Annotated in this window: 10 protein-coding genes; all 10 read left to right on the forward strand. The window is 45.9% G+C overall.

All coding sequences use genetic code 11. The features are described 5' to 3' along the window. Positions 1-14 precede the first annotated feature (14 nt). The 10 genes from FW774_RS13150 to FW774_RS13195 all read left to right on the forward strand — a co-directional run bounded on the left by FW774_RS13150 (position 15) and on the right by FW774_RS13195 (position 21,186). The gene (locus FW774_RS13150; RefSeq protein ID WP_149348657.1) at positions 15-2,780 is read left to right on the forward strand and encodes a sugar-binding domain-containing protein; all 2,766 of its coding nucleotides are present in this window, start codon (positions 15-17) and stop codon (positions 2,778-2,780) included. A gap of 52 nt (positions 2,781-2,832) precedes the next feature. After that, positions 2,833-4,074 carry a glycoside hydrolase family 88 protein gene (locus tag FW774_RS13155; protein ID WP_242457824.1) on the forward strand — a complete coding sequence of 414 codons (1,242 nt, stop codon included), beginning with the start codon at positions 2,833-2,835 and terminating at the stop codon, positions 4,072-4,074. A gap of 322 nt (positions 4,075-4,396) precedes the next feature. Next, positions 4,397-6,415 (forward strand): polysaccharide lyase family 8 super-sandwich domain-containing protein, encoded by a 2,019-nt coding sequence (locus FW774_RS13160; RefSeq protein WP_149348658.1) that lies wholly within the window; start codon positions 4,397-4,399, stop codon positions 6,413-6,415. Positions 6,416-6,842: 427 nt separating this feature from the next. Then, the gene (locus FW774_RS13165; protein ID WP_149348659.1) at positions 6,843-7,565 is read left to right on the forward strand and encodes an SGNH/GDSL hydrolase family protein; all 723 of its coding nucleotides are present in this window, start codon (positions 6,843-6,845) and stop codon (positions 7,563-7,565) included. A 288-nt stretch (positions 7,566-7,853) separates the two neighbouring features. Further along, positions 7,854-9,203 (forward strand): sugar porter family MFS transporter, encoded by a 1,350-nt coding sequence (locus FW774_RS13170; RefSeq protein ID WP_149348660.1) that lies wholly within the window; start codon positions 7,854-7,856, stop codon positions 9,201-9,203. Positions 9,204-9,562: 359 nt separating this feature from the next. After that, positions 9,563-12,922, forward strand: coding sequence for a DUF5107 domain-containing protein (locus FW774_RS13175; RefSeq protein WP_149348661.1), 3,360 nt, complete (start codon positions 9,563-9,565; stop codon positions 12,920-12,922). A 152-nt stretch (positions 12,923-13,074) separates the two neighbouring features. Continuing rightward, positions 13,075-15,903, forward strand: coding sequence for a sugar-binding domain-containing protein (locus FW774_RS13180; protein WP_149348662.1), 2,829 nt, complete (start codon positions 13,075-13,077; stop codon positions 15,901-15,903). Positions 15,904-15,924: 21 nt separating this feature from the next. After that, the gene (locus FW774_RS13185; protein ID WP_149348663.1) at positions 15,925-18,696 is read left to right on the forward strand and encodes a glycoside hydrolase family 2 protein; all 2,772 of its coding nucleotides are present in this window, start codon (positions 15,925-15,927) and stop codon (positions 18,694-18,696) included. A 7-nt stretch (positions 18,697-18,703) separates the two neighbouring features. Next, a complete protein-coding gene (locus tag FW774_RS13190) occupies positions 18,704-19,972 on the forward strand; it encodes a glycoside hydrolase family 88 protein (RefSeq protein WP_242457825.1) in 1,269 nt (422 codons plus the stop codon). Then, complete coding sequence (locus FW774_RS13195) at positions 19,969-21,186, forward strand: glycoside hydrolase family 88 protein (protein WP_149348664.1); 1,218 nt, start codon at positions 19,969-19,971, stop codon at positions 21,184-21,186. The genes FW774_RS13190 and FW774_RS13195 overlap by 4 nt, the downstream gene beginning before the upstream one ends. Positions 21,187-21,207: the final 21 nt, after the last annotated feature.

The raw sequence follows: 21,207 nt of genomic DNA on the forward strand, positions 1-21,207 counted from the left end.
TATAGAATCTTATTATGAAGTATAGCCGTTCCCTTCTTTCTCTGTTAGTAAGCCTTTTAACAGGATTTTCTGTATTTGCACAGAGTAATATAACCAAACTTCCTTTGGAAGGCATCTGGAAATTCAAGCTCGATCCGTTTGAAACCGGTGTAAACAGTAACGGTGTACAGTTACTGCCGCAGCTTGCGGAAACCATTACTCTGCCCGGTTCAACCGATGTGGCAGGAAAGGGGTACAAAACACAGGGTATGACCTCGCTGCGCCTGACCCGCGAATTTGAATATAAAGGCATTGCCTGGTACGAGAAGGAAATTTATGTTCCGGCAAGCTGGAAAGGCAAGGAAGTGCAGCTTTTCCTGGAACGGGCGCATTGGGAAACACGGGTTTGGGTAAATGATAAACCGGCAGGCCGTCAGGAAAGCCTTTCTGTGCCGCACACTTATATGGTGTCCTCGCTTATCCGGCCAGGGCAGAAAAATAAGATACGCATACGTGTAAATAATGATAAAATCTATGATATTGAATATGCTCATGCCATTAGCGCTGAAACGCAAACCAACTGGAACGGCATTATCGGGAAGATGGAGCTTAGAGCTTTTGACCCTGTAAGTATAGCCGATGTACAGGTTTATCCCGATGCGGCCAAAAAGCTAGCGAAAGTTAAGGTCAGTATCCGGAATTTCGCTAAAAAAGCAGTACAGGGAACACTAACCTTTTCGGGGAATACCATCAATACCAATCAGTCGCAAGCCATTACCACGCAAAGCACCCGGTTTTCCGGCAGTGATTCGCTGATTACGGTTACAGCGACTGTCAATTTAGGAGAAAACATCCGGTTATGGGATGAATTTAACCCGGCGCTGTACCAGCTAAATATTCAAATGAACGCCGAAGCCGGCGGCGCAGACAACAGCGATTTTAAAACGCTGAAATTTGGCGTTCGTGAGCTTAAAACCGAAGGAACCCGGTTTGTATTTAACGGGCATCCAACGTTTATCCGCGGAACGGTAAACTCCTCCGAATTTCCGTTAACGGGATATCCGCCTACGGATATCAATGAATGGCTCCGGATTTTTAAAACCTGCAAAGATTACGGTTTAAACGCTATGCGTTTCCATACCTGGTGCCCACCGGAAGCCGCTTTTGACGCCGCGGACCAGTTGGGGCTGTATTTGCAGGTTGAAAATCCCGACTGGCGGTTCACCGTTGGAAAGGACTCTGCGGTAAACCGTTTCCTTAAAGAAGAAGGCGAAAGAATATTGAAAGCTTATGGTAACCACCCATCCTTTGTATTTTTCTGCGAAGGCAACGAAATGGTAGGCCCGAAAGTAAAGGAATTTCTCAGTGCCCAGGTTACGCATTGGAAAGCAATTGATTCCCGGCATTTATATACCGGTAGTGCAGCTTATCCCTTAATTCCCGAAAGCGATTACCATGTGCTGTATGGGGCACGTCCGCACCGCTGGAAAGAAGGACTGAAAAGCCGGTTTAATGTAAAGCCGCTGGATACCAGATACGATTATTCGGATTATGTGTCTAAAAATAAAGTACCCATGATTACCCACGAAATAGGGCAGTGGTGCGTATATCCCAACTTTAACGAAATTCCCAAATATACCGGTGTGCTGAAACCATACAATTATGAATTGTTTAGGGAATTGCTTCGTGACCGGAAGATGCTGGACCAGGCAGAGGCCTTTACCACCGCATCAGGAAAATTTCACGTAATCATGAAGAAAGAGGAAGTGGAGTCTTACCTGCGTACACCTGGTTTTGGCGGGTATCACATGCTGCAACTGAATGACTTTCCCGGTCAGGGAACGGCGCCTGTGGGTGTGGTAGATATTTTCTGGGACCCTAAACCGTATGTAACGGCAGCCGAATTCAGTAAATTTCAAAACGCACGGGTTCCCTTATTGCGCACCGCGGCATTTACCTGGACAAAAGACCAGACCTTTAAGGCCACCGCTCAGTTTGCCAATTTTGGCAATGCGGCCATGAACGGAGCTGTAGCACACTGGTCGTTAAATTATCCGGACGGAACCGTATATGCGGCCGGAGATTTCGGTAAAACCGATATCCCGATAGGTAGTCCGTTTACATTAGGCGAACTTTCTGTTCCCTTAAATAAAATTGAAAAAGCCGCTCAGCTTAATTTAACCATCAGCATTCAGGGGACAACGTATAGTAATCGATGGGAAATATGGGTATATCCCAAACAATTACCCGAAGTGAAATCGAGTAAAGTGATGCTGGCCCATAACTGGGATGATAAAGTAAAAAAATACCTGGGAAAAGGAGGAAAAGTTCTGCTGTTAGCCGATACAGCGAATATAATATCTGATGCGGCGCCGGTATTTTCAGGAATTTCCTGGAATACCGTGTGGTCAGGGATGCCGCCTAACCTTTTGGGGATATTGTGCAACCCGGAAAATCCTGCGCTCAGGTATTTTCCAACCGAGTTTCATTCCAACTGGCAATGGTGGGATGTGGTTGCCCATTCAAAACCGATGGTATTAGACCAGTTACCGTTTGGTTTTAAGCCCCTGGTGCAAATGATTCCCGATTGGAATAACCCGCGTAAAATTGCACTGGTATTTGAAGCCAGAGTAGGGAAGGGAAGTTTATTGGTTTCGGCTGTTGACTTAAAGAATAATATGGACAAGCGTCCGGTTGCCCGGCAATTTTTATACAGTTTGGAAAAATATGTAAACAGCAGCGATTTTGAACCACGGGAAGAAGTAACCATGGAGATGATTGATAAGCTGTTTAAAAAGTAAGAGTTACCGGACAATACGCATGTGTACAATAGAAAATAAGATGATTCGTTGTTTGGGTTTATTATTACTGCTGATAACGCTAAATAACGCCAATGCACAAAAGCGATATGCTATCAGGCCACAGAAAACGCTGCTGCAAACGGTTGATACCAGTTTGAAGCAATCCGTTGAGCAATACAAAATATTAATGCACCACCTGCAACCTGAACAATGGCCGCGTACGTTTGAGAACGGCCGTCTGATGACGGTTACTCCCTATGCCTGGACAAGCGGTTTTTATCCGGGTACGTTGTTATACCTGTACGAGTTTTCCGGCGACAGCACCTTGTTAAGCGAGATACAACGTCGCCTGAAAAATATGGAAAAGCTCAAAACGGTTACGGTGAATCATGATTTAGGCTTTATGATGAATTGTAGTTTCGGAAATGCTTACCGTCTGTTTAACAATCCGCATGACAAAGATGTCCTGGTGCGTTCAGCCAAATCATTAGCTACGCGGTTTGACCCGCGGGTTGGCTGTATTAAATCGTGGGATGAGGTGAAATCGCTTGACGGGAAGCGAATGCTTAACTTTCCGGTAATTATTGATAATATGATGAACCTGGAGCTGCTGTTTTTCGCATCAAAAGTTACAGGCGAACCTTATTACAAGGATATTGCCATAAAACATGTAGAAACAACGATGAAAAATCACCTGCGGCCGGATTTTAGCAGTTACCATGTAGTTAATTACGATGTAGAAACCGGGGAAGTAAAAAGCAGGGAAACGCAGCAGGGATTCTCGGATAATTCCACCTGGTCGCGTGGGCAGGCCTGGGGGATTTACGGTTTTACCATGGTTTATCGCGAAACCGGGGATAGACGTTTTTTAGAAACTGCACAAAAAATGGCTGATTTTTTCATTAACCATCCCAACCTGCCGGAAGATAAAATTCCTTACTGGGATTTCAATGTCGGACAGCCGGGCTTTAATCCGCCCTGGAAATATGATCCGGCAAAATATCCGGTAACACCCCGCGATGCCTCGGCAGCGGCAATTACCGCTTCGGCCTTGATTGAGCTGGCTGGGTATGTGAAGCATAAAGTTGGCGAGAGCTACTTAAAAGCTGCGGAGGCTATGTTACAATCGTTATCATCACCGGCTTACCGGAGTGAAATTGGGAAGAATAGCGGGTTTATTTTGATGCATGCATCGGGCGGTGTACCGGGCAATGCCGAGGTGGACGTACCGCTGAGCTATGCAGATTATTATTACACCGAAGCGCTGATGCGTTACCGGGCTTTGAGAAAATAGTATGATGTTGATTACGCTCGTTTGTAACGAGCGTATCTTGTCAGGCGTTTACAACGCCGGATATGCGTTGCCTGAGCCTGTCGAAGGATTGGTTTATGCTTGCGCTCGTTTATAACGAGTGCATTTTTATCCGACGTTACAACGCCGATGTGCATTTGTTCAATGATACAATTATCAAAAATAGAGAAGCTGTCCAAAAAGTAATACTTTGCTACAAGACGTTAGGACGCAAAAAGATAAAGTATGCAAAATATAGATTTAGTGTCTTTGAAACTTTGTGGCATATCTTCTAAACAGCTTTAACTGACAATATTTTTAAGCGATGAAATACAGGATCATATTCATTATCATATTCCATTCATTCTTTTTATTCCGGGCGCAGGCACAAACAGATACGTTGTTAAACCGGTATCGTGAATACCTGTTTCGTACCAGTCCGCTTCAAACGGAATCCGTAAAAACCTGGATAGCCACATTAAATCCGGCAGGACAATGGCCGGATATTGATTATAAAGATAAAGAGCCTGCCGGGTGGAAACCTTCCCAGCATCTGCTCCGGATACGGGAAATTGCCCTGGTGTGGGCAAATCCGCAATCGCCGGATTATCATAACGGGCACTTGTTGAATAAGATTACTATCGCTTTAGACCATTGGCTCGCAAAACGTTATCAAAGCAGTAACTGGTGGCATAATGAAATCGGTATTCCCCGTCTTATGCGGGATATCCTCATCCTGGTTCGCGGAAATTTAGATGCTGAACGAATGAAACAGGCGCTCGAAGTAATGGCACAGCTGCGGGTGCACGATGATTATTTAGGAGGCAACCTGGTTTGGTGTGCCGACCTGGGATTACATTACGGAGCGTTGACCGGCGATGAAAAGTTAATTAATCATTGCAGGGAGCTTATTATTCGCGAAATTAAGATTACCACCGGCGAAGGCATTCAACCCGATTACAGCTTTCACCAGCATGGTAAGCGGCTGCAAATGTACCAGTATGGCAAAGCATACCTGTGGGAAAGCCTGCGTGTTGCCTGGCAGCTTCGTGAAACACCGCTGGCATTTCCGGCAGAAAAAGTGACGATACTGACCGATATGGTGCTGAAAGGCTGGCAATGGATGGCTCGTGGAATTTATACCGTTCCCGGAACGATGGACCGTTCCGCATCCCGCAAAGGCGAGTTGAAAAGCGCCGATTTACGTCCGCTGCTTCCCTTTATCATTGCGCTTCAGCCTGCAAAAGCAAACGAACTGAAAACCATGGAAGCCATACAGAACGGAAAAGGAGCGCTGAATGGTTTCCGGTATTATCCGTATTCTGATTTTGCTGCTTTTCACCGGCCCGGTTTCAGTTTTTTTCTGAAAACCATTTCAGACCGGACGCTGGTTACAGAGTCCATCAATCACGAAAACCTGAAGGGCAAGCTGCTGAACAGCGGCGATGCGTACCTGATTAGAAATGGTAAGGAATATACAGACCTGCTGCCCGTATGGGACTGGACTGCGCTGCCCGGCGTAACAACCTTTAAAGATGCTTACCAGGTAAACCGGCTGCCTTTTGTGGGTAGTGTGAGCGATAAAACGGATGGTTGCTCGGCAATGGATTATCAGCTTAAAGATAAAACCGGGAAGCAGGTGCTTTCGGCCCGAAAATTCTGGGCTTGTTACCAGGATGCGGTAGTTTGCCTGATAGCGGATATAAAAGCCGGGAATATTCCGGGAAACATCTATACCGCTTTAGACCAATGTCGCTGGCAGGGCGATGTAACGGTAAATAAGGTGGGCAACGTGTTGGATACAGGTGTGCATCAGCTTGAGCATGTAACCTGGATACAGCATGCCGGATTTGCCTATATTCCGCTGCAACCCGCCTCGTTTGAGCTTCGTTTACAGGAAGTTTCCGGCTCATGGACAACCATCAACGCATCCGAAACCACGGAACCGGTTGCCGGAAAAATGTTCACGCCGGTTATGCTCCATCATCCCGAACAGAATTCCGCTGCCGGGTATGTGCTGGCACGCTGCGAAACTCCGCGGCAGGCTAAAAAGCTTGCCGGCAAACCAAGCTGGAAGATACTGCAAAACGATAAAAACTGCCAGGCCGTGCAGTTTAAGGATGGCGCAATGATGGCTGTATTTTATACTCCGGCTAAGCTTCAAACCGGCAAGCAGCAGTCCATACAGGCAGACCAACCGTGTTTGGTTTTGCTAAAGAACGGTAAGCTGTACGCCAGCGACCCTTCGCATAAAGGATTGCAGGCTAACTTCATTCTAAATAATAAAACGGTTAGCATGACCTTACCGGCAGATGGTACTACGGTTGCTGAAACAATAAAATAAACATGAAAACGATTGACATTTCTGCGTTATTTAACCAGTTGAGTAATGATTGACGTCTGCTTTAAGATTTCTTTAAGAAGGAAACGCGTTCAATAATGGCAAAAGCACCTCCCCCTTCCTGCGCACATTGCCAACACGCCCCCCTCAAAGAGGGGGACAGGCACAGTTCGATACTAATTTTTACAAAAGTTAGGCAGGTTAGGGCGCTTGCATATCCCCCGCCGGAGGGGGTAGGGGGAGGATTTACCCTTAACTTGACGCTAATGCGAGACTTCGGGAACGAAAATAGGAGCGTCATTGCTTCTCCGCCAATTGTCGGAGAATAAATCTGATAATCAGTGTTTTACAAACAAGGTTAATGGTAACGAAGCAATCTTTAACCGTTCAGCTAAACAATGAATTATAATAATCACCAAATAAAACTCACATGAACAAAATATCTTCAATTATTCTCGGTCTGTTACTAACCATTACTACTGTTCAAAACAGCTTTGCCCAGGCAAATCCCCAAACCTATCTGAATGACATTAAAACTGAACTGACAAAGGCCTGGCCGAAGAACCGTACCATTAACCTGGTATTTCACGGGCATTCCGTGCCAACCGGTTATTTCAGAACACCGGAAGTGCATAAGCTTGAGGCTTATCCTTCCTTGCTGCTTGAGCGGCTAAAGGCCGTTTATCCCAACGCGGTGATCAATATAATTACCACGTCTATTGGCGGCGAAAATTCTGTTCAGGGCGAAAAACGGTTTAAGCGTGATGTGCTGACCCATAAACCGGATGTGTTGTTTATTGATTATGCCCTGAACGACCGGGCTGTTGGCCTGGAAAAATCCCGCGAAGCGATGGGGAAAATGATCAGGAAAGCGCTTAAACGGAAAATAAAAGTGATTTTGATGACTCCATCTACTGACCTGACCGTGGATATTCTGAAACCTGATAATGTGCTGGCCCAGTTTTCCAAACAATTGATTGGCCTGGCAGAACAATATCATATCGGTTTAGTAGATAGTTATGGTGCTTTCTATGACCTGGCTAAATCCGGTAAAAACCTCAAAGATTATATGGCACAAAGTAATCATCCCAACAAAAAAGGGCACCAGGTTATTGCTGATAAAATAATGGATTGGTTTAAACTTATCGAATAGTGTAAGATTGTCCATTGAGGTATGAAAAATATGAACAATTATAACGCTATCTGTACAGTTATGACGTGTTTTATAAAATAGTCCTGTTGCGAGTGGAAGATTGTCTATCTTTTTCGAGGGATAAACCATTTTAAAATTTGCATTTCTCCCCTACGTTTGAATAACCGATTAATCCTGATTGCACCTGCGAAAAACGGAAAGACAGAGTTTGTAGCTTTTGCAGGTTAAACAGGTGAAAATGTGAGGAGTATAAAAATAAATAACCAATTTTAATCTATATAACAAAATATGACGACCAACCAGCCTGCCACTTTTAAGAATACCTATATCCTTGGCATATCGTTTATTTCTGCCCTTGGCGGATACCTGTTCGGGTTTGATTTTGCCGTCATCGCGGGAGCCTTACCCTTTTTACGGCCTGAATTTCAGTTGAGCGCCTGGTGGGAGGGTTTTCTTACCGGTTCGCTGGCTTTGGGCTGCATTGCAGGTTGCCTGCTGGCAGGAGGCTTAGCCGACCGCTATGGCCGCAAACCGGGATTAATGCTGGCAGCGCTCATTTTTGCTCTGTCATCGCTTGGTATGGCCTTTTCGCATGGACTGACCATTTTTGTTATGATGCGCTTTGCCGCGGGTATCGGTGTGGGAATGGCTTCCATGCTGAGTCCGCTCTATATTGCCGAGGTTTCTCCGGCTGCTATCCGTGGTCGCAATGTGGCTATTAACCAGCTCACCATTGTAATCGGTATTTTAGTTACCAACCTGGTAAACTATACGCTGGCAGATAACGGCCCTGAAGCCTGGCGCTGGATGTTCGGTTTAGGTGCTGTGCCGTCCGCTTTATTTTTTCTGGGTGTTATCTGGCTTCCCGAAAGTCCCCGCTGGCTGATTAAAGCAGGGAAAGAAACCCAGGCAAAAGCGGTGCTGGAAAAAATCGGTAGCACGTCATTCGTAGAAAACACCTTCCGGGATATTCAGCATTCCCTTGAAGGAGCAAAGCCACAGTCATTCAGGGCGGTGTTTGAAAAAGGCGTTCGTCCGGCAGTTATAATAGGGGTAACGCTGGCCGTTTTCCAGCAGTTGTGCGGCATTAACGTCGTATTTAATTACACCTCTACCATTTTTGAATCTGTGGGCGCAAACCTCGACCGGCAATTGTTCGAGACCGTAGCTATTGGCGTAGTCAATTTGCTGTTTACCATGGTGGCCATGTGGCAGGTAGACAAGCTGGGCCGCCGTCCGCTGATGCTTATCGGCTCACTCGGATTATCTATTGTGTACATTGTGCTGGCATTTTTACTGCAAAGCCAGGCTGCTGCCGGTTTGGTATCCGTTTTTGTGCTGCTGGCTATCGCGATGTATGCCACCTCTCTGGCCCCGGTAACCTGGGTGCTTATCTCGGAAATTTTCCCCAATAAAATACGTGGTGTAGCCTCGTCTGTAGCTATCGTATCCCTTTGGGGAGCTTACTTTATCCTGGTGTTCACTTTCCCGATACTGGCAGAAGTGCTTGGCGCATACGGGCCGTTTTACCTCTATGCGGTTATCTGTTTATTGGGTTTCCTGTTTGTGAAAAGCAAGGTGAAGGAAACCAAAGGGCAAACCCTGGAAGAATTAGAGCAAAATCTGATAAGACATTGAATGAAGTCAAAAGTTAAAAGTAAAAAGTTGAATCCCGTACGTATGCATTAGAGTCAAGATAAGAAAGAAATACGTTCAATAATGGAAAAAGCACCTCCCCCTCCCTGCACACATCGCCAACACGCCCCCCTCAAAGAGGGGGACAGGCACAGTTGGACACTGATTTTTACAAAAGTTAGGCAGGTTAGGGCATTTGCATATCCCTCCGCCAGCTGGCGGAAGGGGGTAGGGGGAGGATTTACCTTTAACTTGATATCAATATGACCATCGGGATTAAAAGTGGAAGGCAGTTTATCTCATAGAAAATATAATAAGCATTTAAGTAATTAACATATCCTTAGAAAATCAGTAAAAATAGAATGGACGAATTTGTTGTCAATGTTTGGGAAGAGAAAGTGATTATCCCGACATACGGAACGGGAAAACCGGAAAAAAATCCGATGTTCTTTGAAAAACGTGTGTACCAGGGAAGCAGCGGTGTGGTATATCCCAACCCGGTTATTGAAAAAATTTACGACGATAAAGAAAATGTAGCTTATACCGGTTTATTCCTGGAAAATAAATACCTCAAAATCATGATTCTGCCCGAGCTTGGCGGACGGGTGCAAATGGCTTACGATAAAGTTAAGCAACGTCATTTCATCTACTATAACCAGGTGATAAAACCGGCGTTGGTGGGTTTATGTGGCCCCTGGATTTCGGGTGGAATAGAGTTTAACTGGCCACAACACCACCGTCCCAGCACCTTTGAGCCGGTAGATTATACCATTGAAGAGCATGCCGATGGCAGTAAAACCGTATGGGTAAATGAGGTGGAGAAGATGTTCCGGACCAAGGGAATGGCTGGTTTTACGCTGCATCCGGCTAACGCTTACCTGGAAATAAAGGCGAAATTATATAACCGTACCAGCCTGCCGCAAACCTTTTTATGGTGGGCAAATCCGGCAGTAAAAGTAAACGACTATTACCAGTCGGTTTTTCCGCCCGATGTTAACGCCGTTTTCGACCACGGCAAGCGGGATGTAAGCAGCTTCCCGATTGCTACAGGCACGTATTACAAGGTAGATTATTCGCCCGGAACCGATATTTCCAACTATAAAAATATTCCCGTTCCAACCTCTTATATGGCTATCCGTTCAGATTACGATTTTGTGGGTGGCTATGAAAATGATACACAGGCCGGCGTGCTTCACGTGGCCAATCACCACGTATCGCCAGGCAAAAAGCAGTGGACCTGGGGCAATGGCGATTTCGGCAAAGCCTGGGACCGTAACCTGACCGATGAGGATGGGCCGTATATTGAGCTGATGACCGGCGTTTACACCGATAATCAGCCCGACTTTACCTGGCTGATGCCTTACGAGGAGAAATCGTTTACCCAATATTTTATGCCTTACCGGGAACTCGGTGTTGTAAAAAATGCGACAAAAGACCTACTGGTTTATGTGGATATTGAGGGTAAAAAAGCCATTCTGAAAGTTTTTGCGACATCCATACAAACGAACCTGGAACTGAGCTTCTCTGCGGGAGATGAGCTGTTGTTTTCAGAAACCATGCATGTGTCGCCGGAAAATCTTTGGAAAAAAGAGCTGCTGTTGCCACATGAAATAAACGAGGAAGATATATTGCTTCGGATTGAAAACCAATCCGGTAAAGAGCTTATCCGTTATCAGCCCTCAGCAAACCGGAAGAACGAAATTCCCGAGCCTGCAAAAGCTGCCCTGGAGCCAAAAGACGTAGAAAACAACGAGCAGCTTTTCCTTACCGGCCAGCACCTGGAGCAATACCGTCATGCTACGTACAACCCGGTAGATTACTATGAAGAGGCCCTTCGTCGTGACCCGAAAGATGTGCGGAACAATAACGCACTCGGAAAATGGTATTTACGTCGCGGGCAGTTTGCCAAAAGCGAGCCGTATTTCCGTAAGGCGATAGAGACGCTTATCCAGCGCAATCCTAATCCTTACGATGGAGAGCCGTATTATAACCTGGGATTAAGCCTGAAATTACAAGGTAAAACGGATGAAGCCTACGAAGCCTTTTACAAATCGGCCTGGAACAGCGCCTGGCAGGACAGCGCTTATTTTTCACTGGCACAGATCGATGTTGCAAAAGAGGATTTTACGCAGGCGCTTGAGCACATTGAGTGGTCTGTTGACCGGAATGCCCGGAACAGCAAGGCCAGGGCGTTAAAAGCAGCTATCCTGCGTAAGCAGCATCGTTTGGAAGAAGCCCTGGATGTATGTACGGAAGCTATTAAGCGGGATTTATTCAACCTGAATATTTATTTCGAACAGCACAGGATATATCAGCTGCTGGACAGAAAAGAAGATGCCGATGCGGCATTAGCCACATTAATGCGTCTGTCCAGGCGAAATGCGAATAGTTTTATAGAATATGCGCTGGATTATGCCTCGGCCGGTTTATATTCCGAAGCCATTGCACTGATAAGCTATGCCATAGGAAACCGTGATGAAGAAACTTACCCGATGGTATTTTATTACCTGGGATGGTTCAGCCTGCAAGCCGGGGATGAGGAAGAAGCACTGGCATGGTTCAGAAAGGGTGCTGCCGCGGATGCAGACTTGTGTTTTCCTAATCGTATAGAAGATGTGAATGTGCTGCAATCGGCATTAACCCTGAACCCCACAGATGCCCGTGCACCGTACTATTTAGGCAATTTATGGTACGATAAGCGTCAGTATGCCGAAGCGATAGCGATGTGGGAAATAGCGGCCGGACGGGATAATGCTTTCCCGACCGTTTTCCGCAACCTGGGTATCGCTTATTTTAATAAACAGCATAATGCGGCTAAGGCGCTGCAATGTTTTGAAAAGGCATTTGCGCTTGATGAAACCGATGCCCGTGTCTTTATGGAACTCGACCAGTTGTATAAACGGCTTAACAAATCGCCCGAAGAGCGGCTGGCATTCCTGGAAAAATATCCCGAATTGGTTGATTTCCGCGATGATGTTTACCTCGAAAGAGCCGCCCTGTATAATTTCCTGGGACAATATGAAAAAGCCTATGAATTGATTAGTACCCGGCAGTTTCACCCCTGGGAAGGCGGCGAAGGAAAAGTCTCCGGCCAGTATATCTACAGTTTGGTTGAATTAGCAAAGCAGGATATCCGCCACAAGCGGTTTACCGAGGCCATAGAAAAATTACAGCAAGCCCAGTTTTATCCGCATAACCTTGGCGAAGGAAAACTATTCGGCGCCCAGGAAAATGATATTTTCTACTGGTTAGGATGTGCTTTCCAGGGATTAGGTCAGGAGGAAAAGGCAAAGCAGTACTTTGAGAAAGCTACCGAGGGACTTTCTGAGCCTTCGGCCGCCATGTTTTATAACGACCAGCAGCCGGATAAAATATTTTACCAGGGGCTGGCCTGGATACAATTGGGTGAGAAAGAAAAGGCCCAGATTATTTTCCGGAAGCTGGTAGATTACGGTCAACAGCATTTAAATGACAAGGTGAAGATTGATTATTTCGCGGTATCGCTACCTGATTTGCTGATTTTTGAAGATGATTTGAATGTTAGAAATGTAATTCATTGTCATTACCTGATGGGATTGGGATATTTAGGTTTGAGTAATTTAAAAGAAGCAAAATTCGAATTAGAGCAGGCGTTGCAACAGGATGCGATGCATTTTGGCGCCGAAACGCATCTAAGACAAGCCGTGCAGGAAGAAGAAACCGTAATGAATGTGGCGGGGTAAATTAGCAGTTTCAAGTTAATTCTCATTGGTCTGTCTTTCGCTGGTGCGAGCTTGTAGCTCGTACCGCTGACGATACGAGCTACAAGCTCGCACCAGCATATGCTCAGGATGACCGTAATTGGCTCAGAGAGTAAACTTTGGAATAAAACATCATGCCAAAGAAGTTAATAACCTATATTTCGGCTTTTTTGCTTTGTTTCCTGTTTGCCGGTCTTCGGACTATTGCGCAGGAGACTACTGTTAGGGAAAAACTTCACCTTAACGGGATATGGAAATTGCGGCTGGATGCTTCAGGAATTGGTGTAAAAAATAACTGGCAGGACAGCAGTTTCAGCGAAAATGTGAAACTACCGGGTTCTCTGGAAGAGAACCAAAAAGGAACTATTGTCAGTGAGGCTACAACGGCACACCTGAATCAAACCCGGCAATATATTGGCGCTGCCTGGTATCAACAGGAGGTTGATATTCCCGGCTCGTGGAAAGATAAGCAGGTGGAATTATTTCTGGAGCGTACCAAAGCAACCCGGGTTTGGGTAGACCGGCAATTTGTTGCCAAAAGCACCTTACTGTCGGCACCGCAGGTGTACAATCTCACGGGTAAGCTGGCTCCCGGTAAGCATAGGCTGACAATCCTGGTGGATAATTCACCCAACCTGGTATCGGTCGGCGGGTCGCATGCCCTTAGTGAGCATACGCAAACCAACTGGAACGGGATTATCGGTGATATGTACCTGGAAGCAACCGGTAAGTTGAAAATTGACCGGGTGCGGCTTGCGCCGGATGTTAAAACCCGAACCGTAAATATGGCATTGAGCCTGCTTAATGCCGGACAGTATTCGGGCAATATTGTTGTGGAATTGCAGGCTGCTTCCGGTAATCTGCCGGTAACCCACACGGCAGAACCGTTGCGTTTTAAGGTAAAGTTAGCCGGAAAAGATACCACGTTAAACCTGGCTTATCCTTTGGGTGAAAAAGCGTTATTATGGAGTGAATACACGCCCGCTTTATACAAATTGGCTATCTGCATCCGGGAGAAAAAGCAGCTTTGCGACAGCACTTCGGTGGTTTTTGGCTTACGCGAATTTAAGCCCGAAGGGACACAGTTCAGGATAAACGATGTGATAACCTTTCTTCGCGGAAAAAACGAGAGCTGTGTATTTCCCTTAACCGGTTATCCGCCAACAGATACTGCGGCCTGGCGAAAGCTGTTCCGCATTGCAAAAACTTACGGCATTAATCATTACCGTTTCCATTCATGGACACCGCCCGAAGCCGCTTTCGAGGCTGCCGACCGGGAAGGTATCTATATACAGGCCGAGCTGCCGAATTGGGCTAACTTTACTGTAAAAGATACCTTCCACACGCAGTTTCAATACCAGGAAGGAAAAGCGATTTTGGATGCTTATGGCAATCATCCTTCGTTCGTGCTGTTTACATTGGGCAACGAGCTTGTCGGCGATGAAGCCCTTATCAATAAAATGGTGAGCGATTTCAGGACGTATGACGATACCCGCAGGTTGTATGCACACGGCACAAACGCTTTTTATAACGAGCCGCATCCCGGCAAAACCGACGATTTCTGGGTGACTATGCGCACCGGCAAAGAAACTCCCGATGGAAAATACGATGTAAGAGGCTCTTTCGCTACTACCGAAGATACCGGTAACGGAATCATCAATTCACAAAAACCGTCCGTACGCCGTGATTTTTCGACGGCAATTAAGGCATTAAAGCTACCGGTTATTGGGCATGAGATTGGGCAATACCAGGTGTACCCGGATTATACCGAAATACCAAAATATAGCGGTGTTTTACGGCCGCTGAATTTTAAGATATTTCAGCAGCGGCTAAGTGAGGCTGGTATGGGTGATGAGGCTGCGGATTTTTTCAGGGCATCGGGCAAGCTGGCGGCACTTTTATACCGTGAAGAGATTGAGATGGCCTTACGGACACCGGGTTTTGCCGGATTCCAGTTGTTGGATTTAGAAGATTTTCCGGGACAGGGAACTGCCTTGGTTGGTCTGCTCAATGCGTTTATGGAAAATAAGGGACTGATTACACCCGGAGAATTTCGCCGTTTTAATAATGATGTGGTTATCCAGCTATTGATGGATAAATACACCTGGACAACTGATGAAACGTTTACGGCGGATGCACAATTGGTCAATTACAGTGCGGAAAATATTTTGGGTAAAGAATTGGCCTGGACAATCATTGATAAAAATAAAACACTTGCTTCCGGTAAACTTCCGGTTCAGGCAGAAAAAGGAAAAATCAATCCCTTGGGAAAAATTTCTTTTCCGTTACAGGGTATTTCAAAAGCCGAAAAATTAACAATAACACTTGCTCTTACAGGTACAGAACTCCGTTCGGAATATCCTGTATGGGTTTATCCTGCGAAAGCAGATATAACAGTTCCCCAAAATGTGACCGTTGCTACCAGATTAGATGAGAACGCAATTGCCACGCTGGACAGTGGTGGCCGGGTATTGCTTTTTCCAGACCACCAGGAAATTAGGGATAAGTCGGTTAAAGGGCAGTTTATCAGTGAATTCTGGAACTGGAAAGTATTTAAAGGGGCCGCCGAAAATATGAAACGACCGGTTTCTGCCGGAACCCTCGGTATTTTCACTCATCCGGAACATCCGGTATTCAATTCTTTTCCTACAGATTTTTATAGCAACTGGCAGTGGTGGACTATTGTAAAAAATTCCCGGCCGTTAATTCTGGATGGTACCGATAGAGCTTACCGGCCCATTGTACAGGTAATTGATAACATCGACCGGAATCATAAGCTGGGGATAATTTTTGAGTTTAAAACCGGCAGGGGAAAGCTGCTTATTTGCACGGCTAACCTTCTGCAACTGATGAATGACCCTGCCGCCCGTCAGCTGTATCATAGCATGTTGCATTATGCATCCTCAGATAAATTCAATCCGCAGAAAAACATTAGCCTGCAGCAATTAAAAGAACTTTTATAAACCGAATTAAAAACAATACGAATGATTATCACACAAGTAATAAACCGATTTTTCAGCGTTTTTATTATTGCCAGTTTATGCTGTACGATATTCCAGGCCGAAGCACAGGAGACGATTTCGCTGGCAGGAGAATGGTCTGTAAAGCTGGACTCTGCGAACGTAGGCGTGAAGGGGCAATGGTATAAGCAGCAGTTTGAAACACGGGTGCATTTACCCGGTACACTGGATGATGCGGGGATAGGCAAGCCTTCCGGTCTTACCGCCGATAAGCTGACAAAAGAAGTGCTGTTAAAGCTTACCCGGAAACATAGCTACGTCGGTGCGGCATGGTATGCCAAAGAAGTTGTTATTCCGCAAAACTGGAAAGGGAAGGACGTTCAATTGCTTTTAGAACGGGTAATTTGGAATACCCGTGTATGGATAGACGGGCAGGAAGTCGGTTCCGGCGAAAGCCTGAGCGTGCCGCACCGGTTTGATGTAAGTACCTTACTTGCTCCCGGCAAACACCGGCTGGTTATCCGTATTGATAACAGCAAACAGTACGATATTTCTTATAAGGATATGGCTCATGCTTATACCGATGGCACACAGATTATCTGGAACGGGGTGATTGGCAACATACAGCTTATCGCGAAAAATAAGCTGCATATCCGTTCGGTGCAAACCTATCCGCATGTTGCCGATAAGTCGGTGACAGTGGCTGTAACTTTGCAGAATAAGTTAGCAAAAGCGGAAAATGCCGTGTTGCAGGTTCAGGTCATCGGAAAGGATAAACGTGTCGCAGCTTCGCAGAAAATCAGTTTGAAAGTTTCTGCCGGGGAGTTAAAAAAAGAAATCCGGCTTGAACTAGGTAAAGACGCTTTACTGTGGGATGAATTTAGCCCGGATATATATACGGTGAGGGCGCAGCTTACCGGTAAGAAAGATGAAGATATGGCCGAAACCACGTTCGGCTTACGCGAAATTACTGCCCGCAACAGCGAAATTCAGGTAAACGGGCGGCGGGTGTTTATGCGGGGAACGCTGGAATGCAATATTTTCCCGTTAACCGGACATCCGCCTATGGATAAGGCAGGCTGGATGAAAGTGTTCAATACCGCTAAGGCTTATGGGCTGAACCACCTGCGATTCCATTCCTGGTGTCCGCCAGAAGCCGCTTTTGAAGTGGCTGATGAAATGGGTTTTTACCTGCAGGTAGAGCTTCCGTTGTGGAGCCTTACCGTAGGCAAAGATATCAGCACCAACCGTTTCCTTGGGGAAGAAGCCCGGCGAATCAGCGAAGAATATGGTAATCACCCTTCGTTTTGCCTGTGGTCGTTGGGTAATGAGTTGCAGGGAGATTTTAACTGGTTGAGTAAATTACTGCAGGAGTTAAAATCGCTGGATAAACGGCATTTGTACACCACCACAACGTTCACTTTTGAAAAAGGTCACGGAACATGGCCGGAGCCGGGCGATGATTATTTCATTACGCAATACACCAAAAAAGGCTGGGTACGCGGGCAGGGAATTTTCAACAGCTATCCGCCAAATTTTTCAACCGATTATACCAAAGCTATCGACGGACTGGAAGTTCCGCTGATTACGCATGAAATTGGCCAGTATTCAGTTTATCCCAACCTGGAAGAGATAAGGAAATATACCGGCGTGCTTGACCCGCTGAATTTTAAGGCCATCAGGAACGACCTGCAACGAAAAAATATGCTGGCTTTAGCCCCGGCATTTACAAAAGCCAGCGGAAAATTCGCCGCCAACTTATATAAAGAAGAAATAGAACGGGCGTTGAAAACCAAAGGAATCAGTGGTTTCCAACTGCTGGATTTGCATGATTTCCCGGGACAGGGAACGGCATTGGTGGGTATCCTGGATGCCTTCTGGGATAGCAAAGGATTTGTCAGTCCCGAAGAGCATCGACTGTACACATCGGCCGTAGTGCCATTAATTCGTTTCGCGAAAGCAACCTATACTAATTCAGAGCAGTTTGAAGCCGAAGCGGAAATTGCCAATTTCAGTGCTGGTGGGCTGAAAAATGTCACGCCGGTATGGATGGTGAAGAATCGCCAGGGAGAAGTACTTTTCAGCGGTGAGCTGGATGGAAAGGATATCCCGGTAGGTAGTGGTATAAACTTAGGTAAAATCGCGTTTTCTTTAAGCGGGATTGTACAAGCCGAAGCATTAACCATCGAACTGGAATTGAAGGGAACAACATACAAAAATCACTGGAACATCTGGGTATATCCCGAAAAGGTAAACACAACGGACAAAAATGTACTGTTCACCACTTCGCTTAAAGATGCGCTTAAATACCTGGAAAATGGAAAAACGGTATTGCTGAATCCCGATACGGCTCATATCAGGGGCGTTCAGGGGCGTTTTGCGCCGGTATTCTGGAGTCCGGTACATTTCCCTGACCAACCCGGCACTATGGGAATCTTATGCGACCCGGCACATCCTGCGCTGAAAAATTTTCCTACAGATTTTTACAGTGACTGGCAATGGTGGGATTTGATTACTTCCTCAAAAACAATGGTAATTGATTCGCTTCCGCCGATGGAACCGGTAGTAAGGGTAATTGATAACTTTTTCAAAAACCGCAAAATGGGCAATATTATCGAGGCGAAAGTTGGCAAGGGAAAACTCTTGCTGACGTCAATTAACCTGACTGATAATTTAGAGAGACGACCTGCGGCACGGCAGCTTCGTTACAGTTTGATGCAGTATATGGGCAGCAATGCGTTTTCGCCGGTGACCGCATTAACAGCGGAACAATTGAATAATCTGGTAAAGAAATAAAAGGCAGATGAGCATGAAGAAATCCTTTAACCTTTGGGGGCTTTTGTTGCTGAATCTGGCTGCAATTAATGTTGTTGCTCAGCAGAAGAACGAGTTAAAACCGCTGAAAGCTGTATTAAAAACGGTCAATCAAAGTTTGAGCCAATCGGTAAAGCAATATATGTTTTTGGCGAAAGAGCTTCCGCAGGATAAGTTTCCCCGTTCGTATGAAAACGGCTGGTTGCTTACCAGTGGTATTCACGCCTGGACCAGCGGTTTTTATCCCGGAACCTTGCTTTATCTCTATGAGTATGCTAAAGATTCAACCTTAAAACGGGAAGCATTAACGCATCTGAAGCCGCTTGAAAAGCTGCAATTTGTTACCACCACCCACGATTTGGGTTTTATGATGTATTGCAGCTTTGGTAACGCTTACCGGATATTTGGAGATAAACCGTACAAAGATATTTTGGTGCAGTCGGCCAAATCGCTGGCAACGCGGTTTAACCCCAAGGTAGGATGCATCAAATCGTGGGATAAGGTGCAGTCGCTGGATGGCAAAACCTGGTGGGAGTTCCCGGTAATTATTGATAATATGATGAACCTGGAACTGCTGTTCTTCGCTTCGAAAGTAACCGGCGATGCTTCGTTCAGGAATATTGCAATAAAGCACGCCGAAACCACGATGAAGAATCATATCCGGCCCGATTACAGCAGTTATCATGTGGTCAATTATGACCCTGAAACGGGAAAAGTGAAAAGCCGGGAAACGCATCAGGGATATGCCGATAACTCTACCTGGGCAAGGGGACAGGCCTGGGGCATTTATGGGTTTACCATGGTTTACCGTGAAACAAAGGACAAGCGTTTCCTGGAAACCGCTTGCAAAATGGCCGATTTCTTTTTAAACAATCCCAATTTGCCGAAAGACAAAATTCCCTATTGGGATTTTAACATAAACCAGCCGGGTTTTCGCCCGCAGTGGAACTATGATGCGGCCAAATTTCCGGTTATCCCACGCGATGCTTCAGCGGCAGCTATTACCGCCTCCGCTTTAATTGAGCTGTCCGGGTATGTGGCAGCACCGGAAAGTAAAAGATACCTGGAAGCTGCCGGGGCCATGCTCACTTCTTTGTCTTCGCCGGCCTACCGTGCACCGGTAGGTGATAACGGCGGGTTTATTTTAAAGCACAGCACGGGCGGCGTTCCAAGTAACGCCGAAATAGATGTGCCGCTTACGTATGCCGATTATTATTACGTAGAGGCATTATTGCGATATAAAAATCTGGGAAAATGATAAGGAATAGAATAATAAAAAATGGTCTTTTTGCCATCCTGTTGCTTTGTCCATTTGCGATACAGGCACAGCAGCGAAGCTTAAAACCAAAGGCTGACCTTTTAAAAATAGTAAGCCAAAGCCTGGAACAATCGGCACAGCAGTATCACATCATGATGAAACGCTTGCCCGCCGGCCGTTTCCCGGTAACATACTATGCGGATAAGGATAAGCTGGTAACCAGTGGTTCCGAACCCTGGGTGGGTGGATTTTATCCCGGGGGATTATTGTATCTATATGAACAGACCGGCGATACTGCGTTATATCACGAGGCTTTGCGTAAGCTGGAAGTATTAAAAAAGGAACAATTCAATAAAACTACGCACGATTTGGGCTTTATGATGTACTGTTCTTTCGGAAACGCCAATCGTATTGAACCAAAGCCGGAATATAAAGATATCATCGTAAATAGTGCCAAATCGCTGGCAACCCGCTTTAGCGAGAAGGTGGGCTGTATCCGTTCCTGGGATTCGGATGCCGGGCGCTTTATGGTGATCATCGATAACATGGTGAACCTGGAACTGCTGTTTGCTGCAACCCGTTTCACGGGAGATTCATCCTATTACAAAATTGCTGTCGCTCATGCCAATACCACCATGAAACAGCATTTTCGTCCCGATTATAGCTCCTATCACCTGGTAATTTATAATCCAAAAAATGGTGAAGTTTTGAAAAAGCAGACCGTTCAGGGCGCTTCTGATTCATCGGCATGGGCACGCGGACAGGCATGGGGATTATATGGCTACACCGTAATGTATCGTGAAACCAAAGACCCGAAATACCTGGCACAAGCTAATCACATAGCGCAGTTTATTCTCAATCATCCCAATTTACCTAAAGATAAAATTCCTTACTGGGATTTTAACGCACCCGGTATTCCCAATGTGCCCAGAGATGCTTCGGCAGGAGCCGTAATCTGCTCAGCTTTAATGGAGCTGGCCGGCTATGCATCACCTATAGAAAGTAAACGATATATGAAAGCCGCCGAAACCATGCTGCGCTCGTTGTCTTCACCGGCGTATCGTGCCTCAATCGGCACAAATGGCGGTTTTATATTAGAACATGGCGTTGGCAATTATCCGAGGAATGCGGACATCGATGTGCCGCTTATTTATGCAGATTATTATTACCTGGAAGCGCTGAGTCGCTATAAGCAATTGAAAAAGAAAAGGTAACCTCAAATTACAGACAATATA

Source organism: Pedobacter sp. BS3, from assembly GCF_008274585.1.
Lineage (GTDB): Bacteria > Bacteroidota > Bacteroidia > Sphingobacteriales > Sphingobacteriaceae > Hufsiella_A.

Coding starts and splice junctions, on each gene's coding strand:
- FW774_RS13175 (WP_149348661.1), top strand. CDS start 9,563: ATGGACGAATTTGTTGTCAATGTTTGGGAAGAGAAAGTGATTATCCCG.
- FW774_RS13160 (WP_149348658.1), top strand. CDS start 4,397: ATGAAATACAGGATCATATTCATTATCATATTCCATTCATTCTTTTTA.
- FW774_RS13165 (WP_149348659.1), top strand. CDS start 6,843: ATGAACAAAATATCTTCAATTATTCTCGGTCTGTTACTAACCATTACT.
- FW774_RS13170 (WP_149348660.1), top strand. CDS start 7,854: ATGACGACCAACCAGCCTGCCACTTTTAAGAATACCTATATCCTTGGC.
- FW774_RS13185 (WP_149348663.1), top strand. CDS start 15,925: ATGATTATCACACAAGTAATAAACCGATTTTTCAGCGTTTTTATTATT.
- FW774_RS13180 (WP_149348662.1), top strand. CDS start 13,075: ATGCCAAAGAAGTTAATAACCTATATTTCGGCTTTTTTGCTTTGTTTC.
- FW774_RS13150 (WP_149348657.1), top strand. CDS start 15: ATGAAGTATAGCCGTTCCCTTCTTTCTCTGTTAGTAAGCCTTTTAACA.
- FW774_RS13190 (WP_242457825.1), top strand. CDS start 18,704: ATGAGCATGAAGAAATCCTTTAACCTTTGGGGGCTTTTGTTGCTGAAT.
- FW774_RS13195 (WP_149348664.1), top strand. CDS start 19,969: ATGATAAGGAATAGAATAATAAAAAATGGTCTTTTTGCCATCCTGTTG.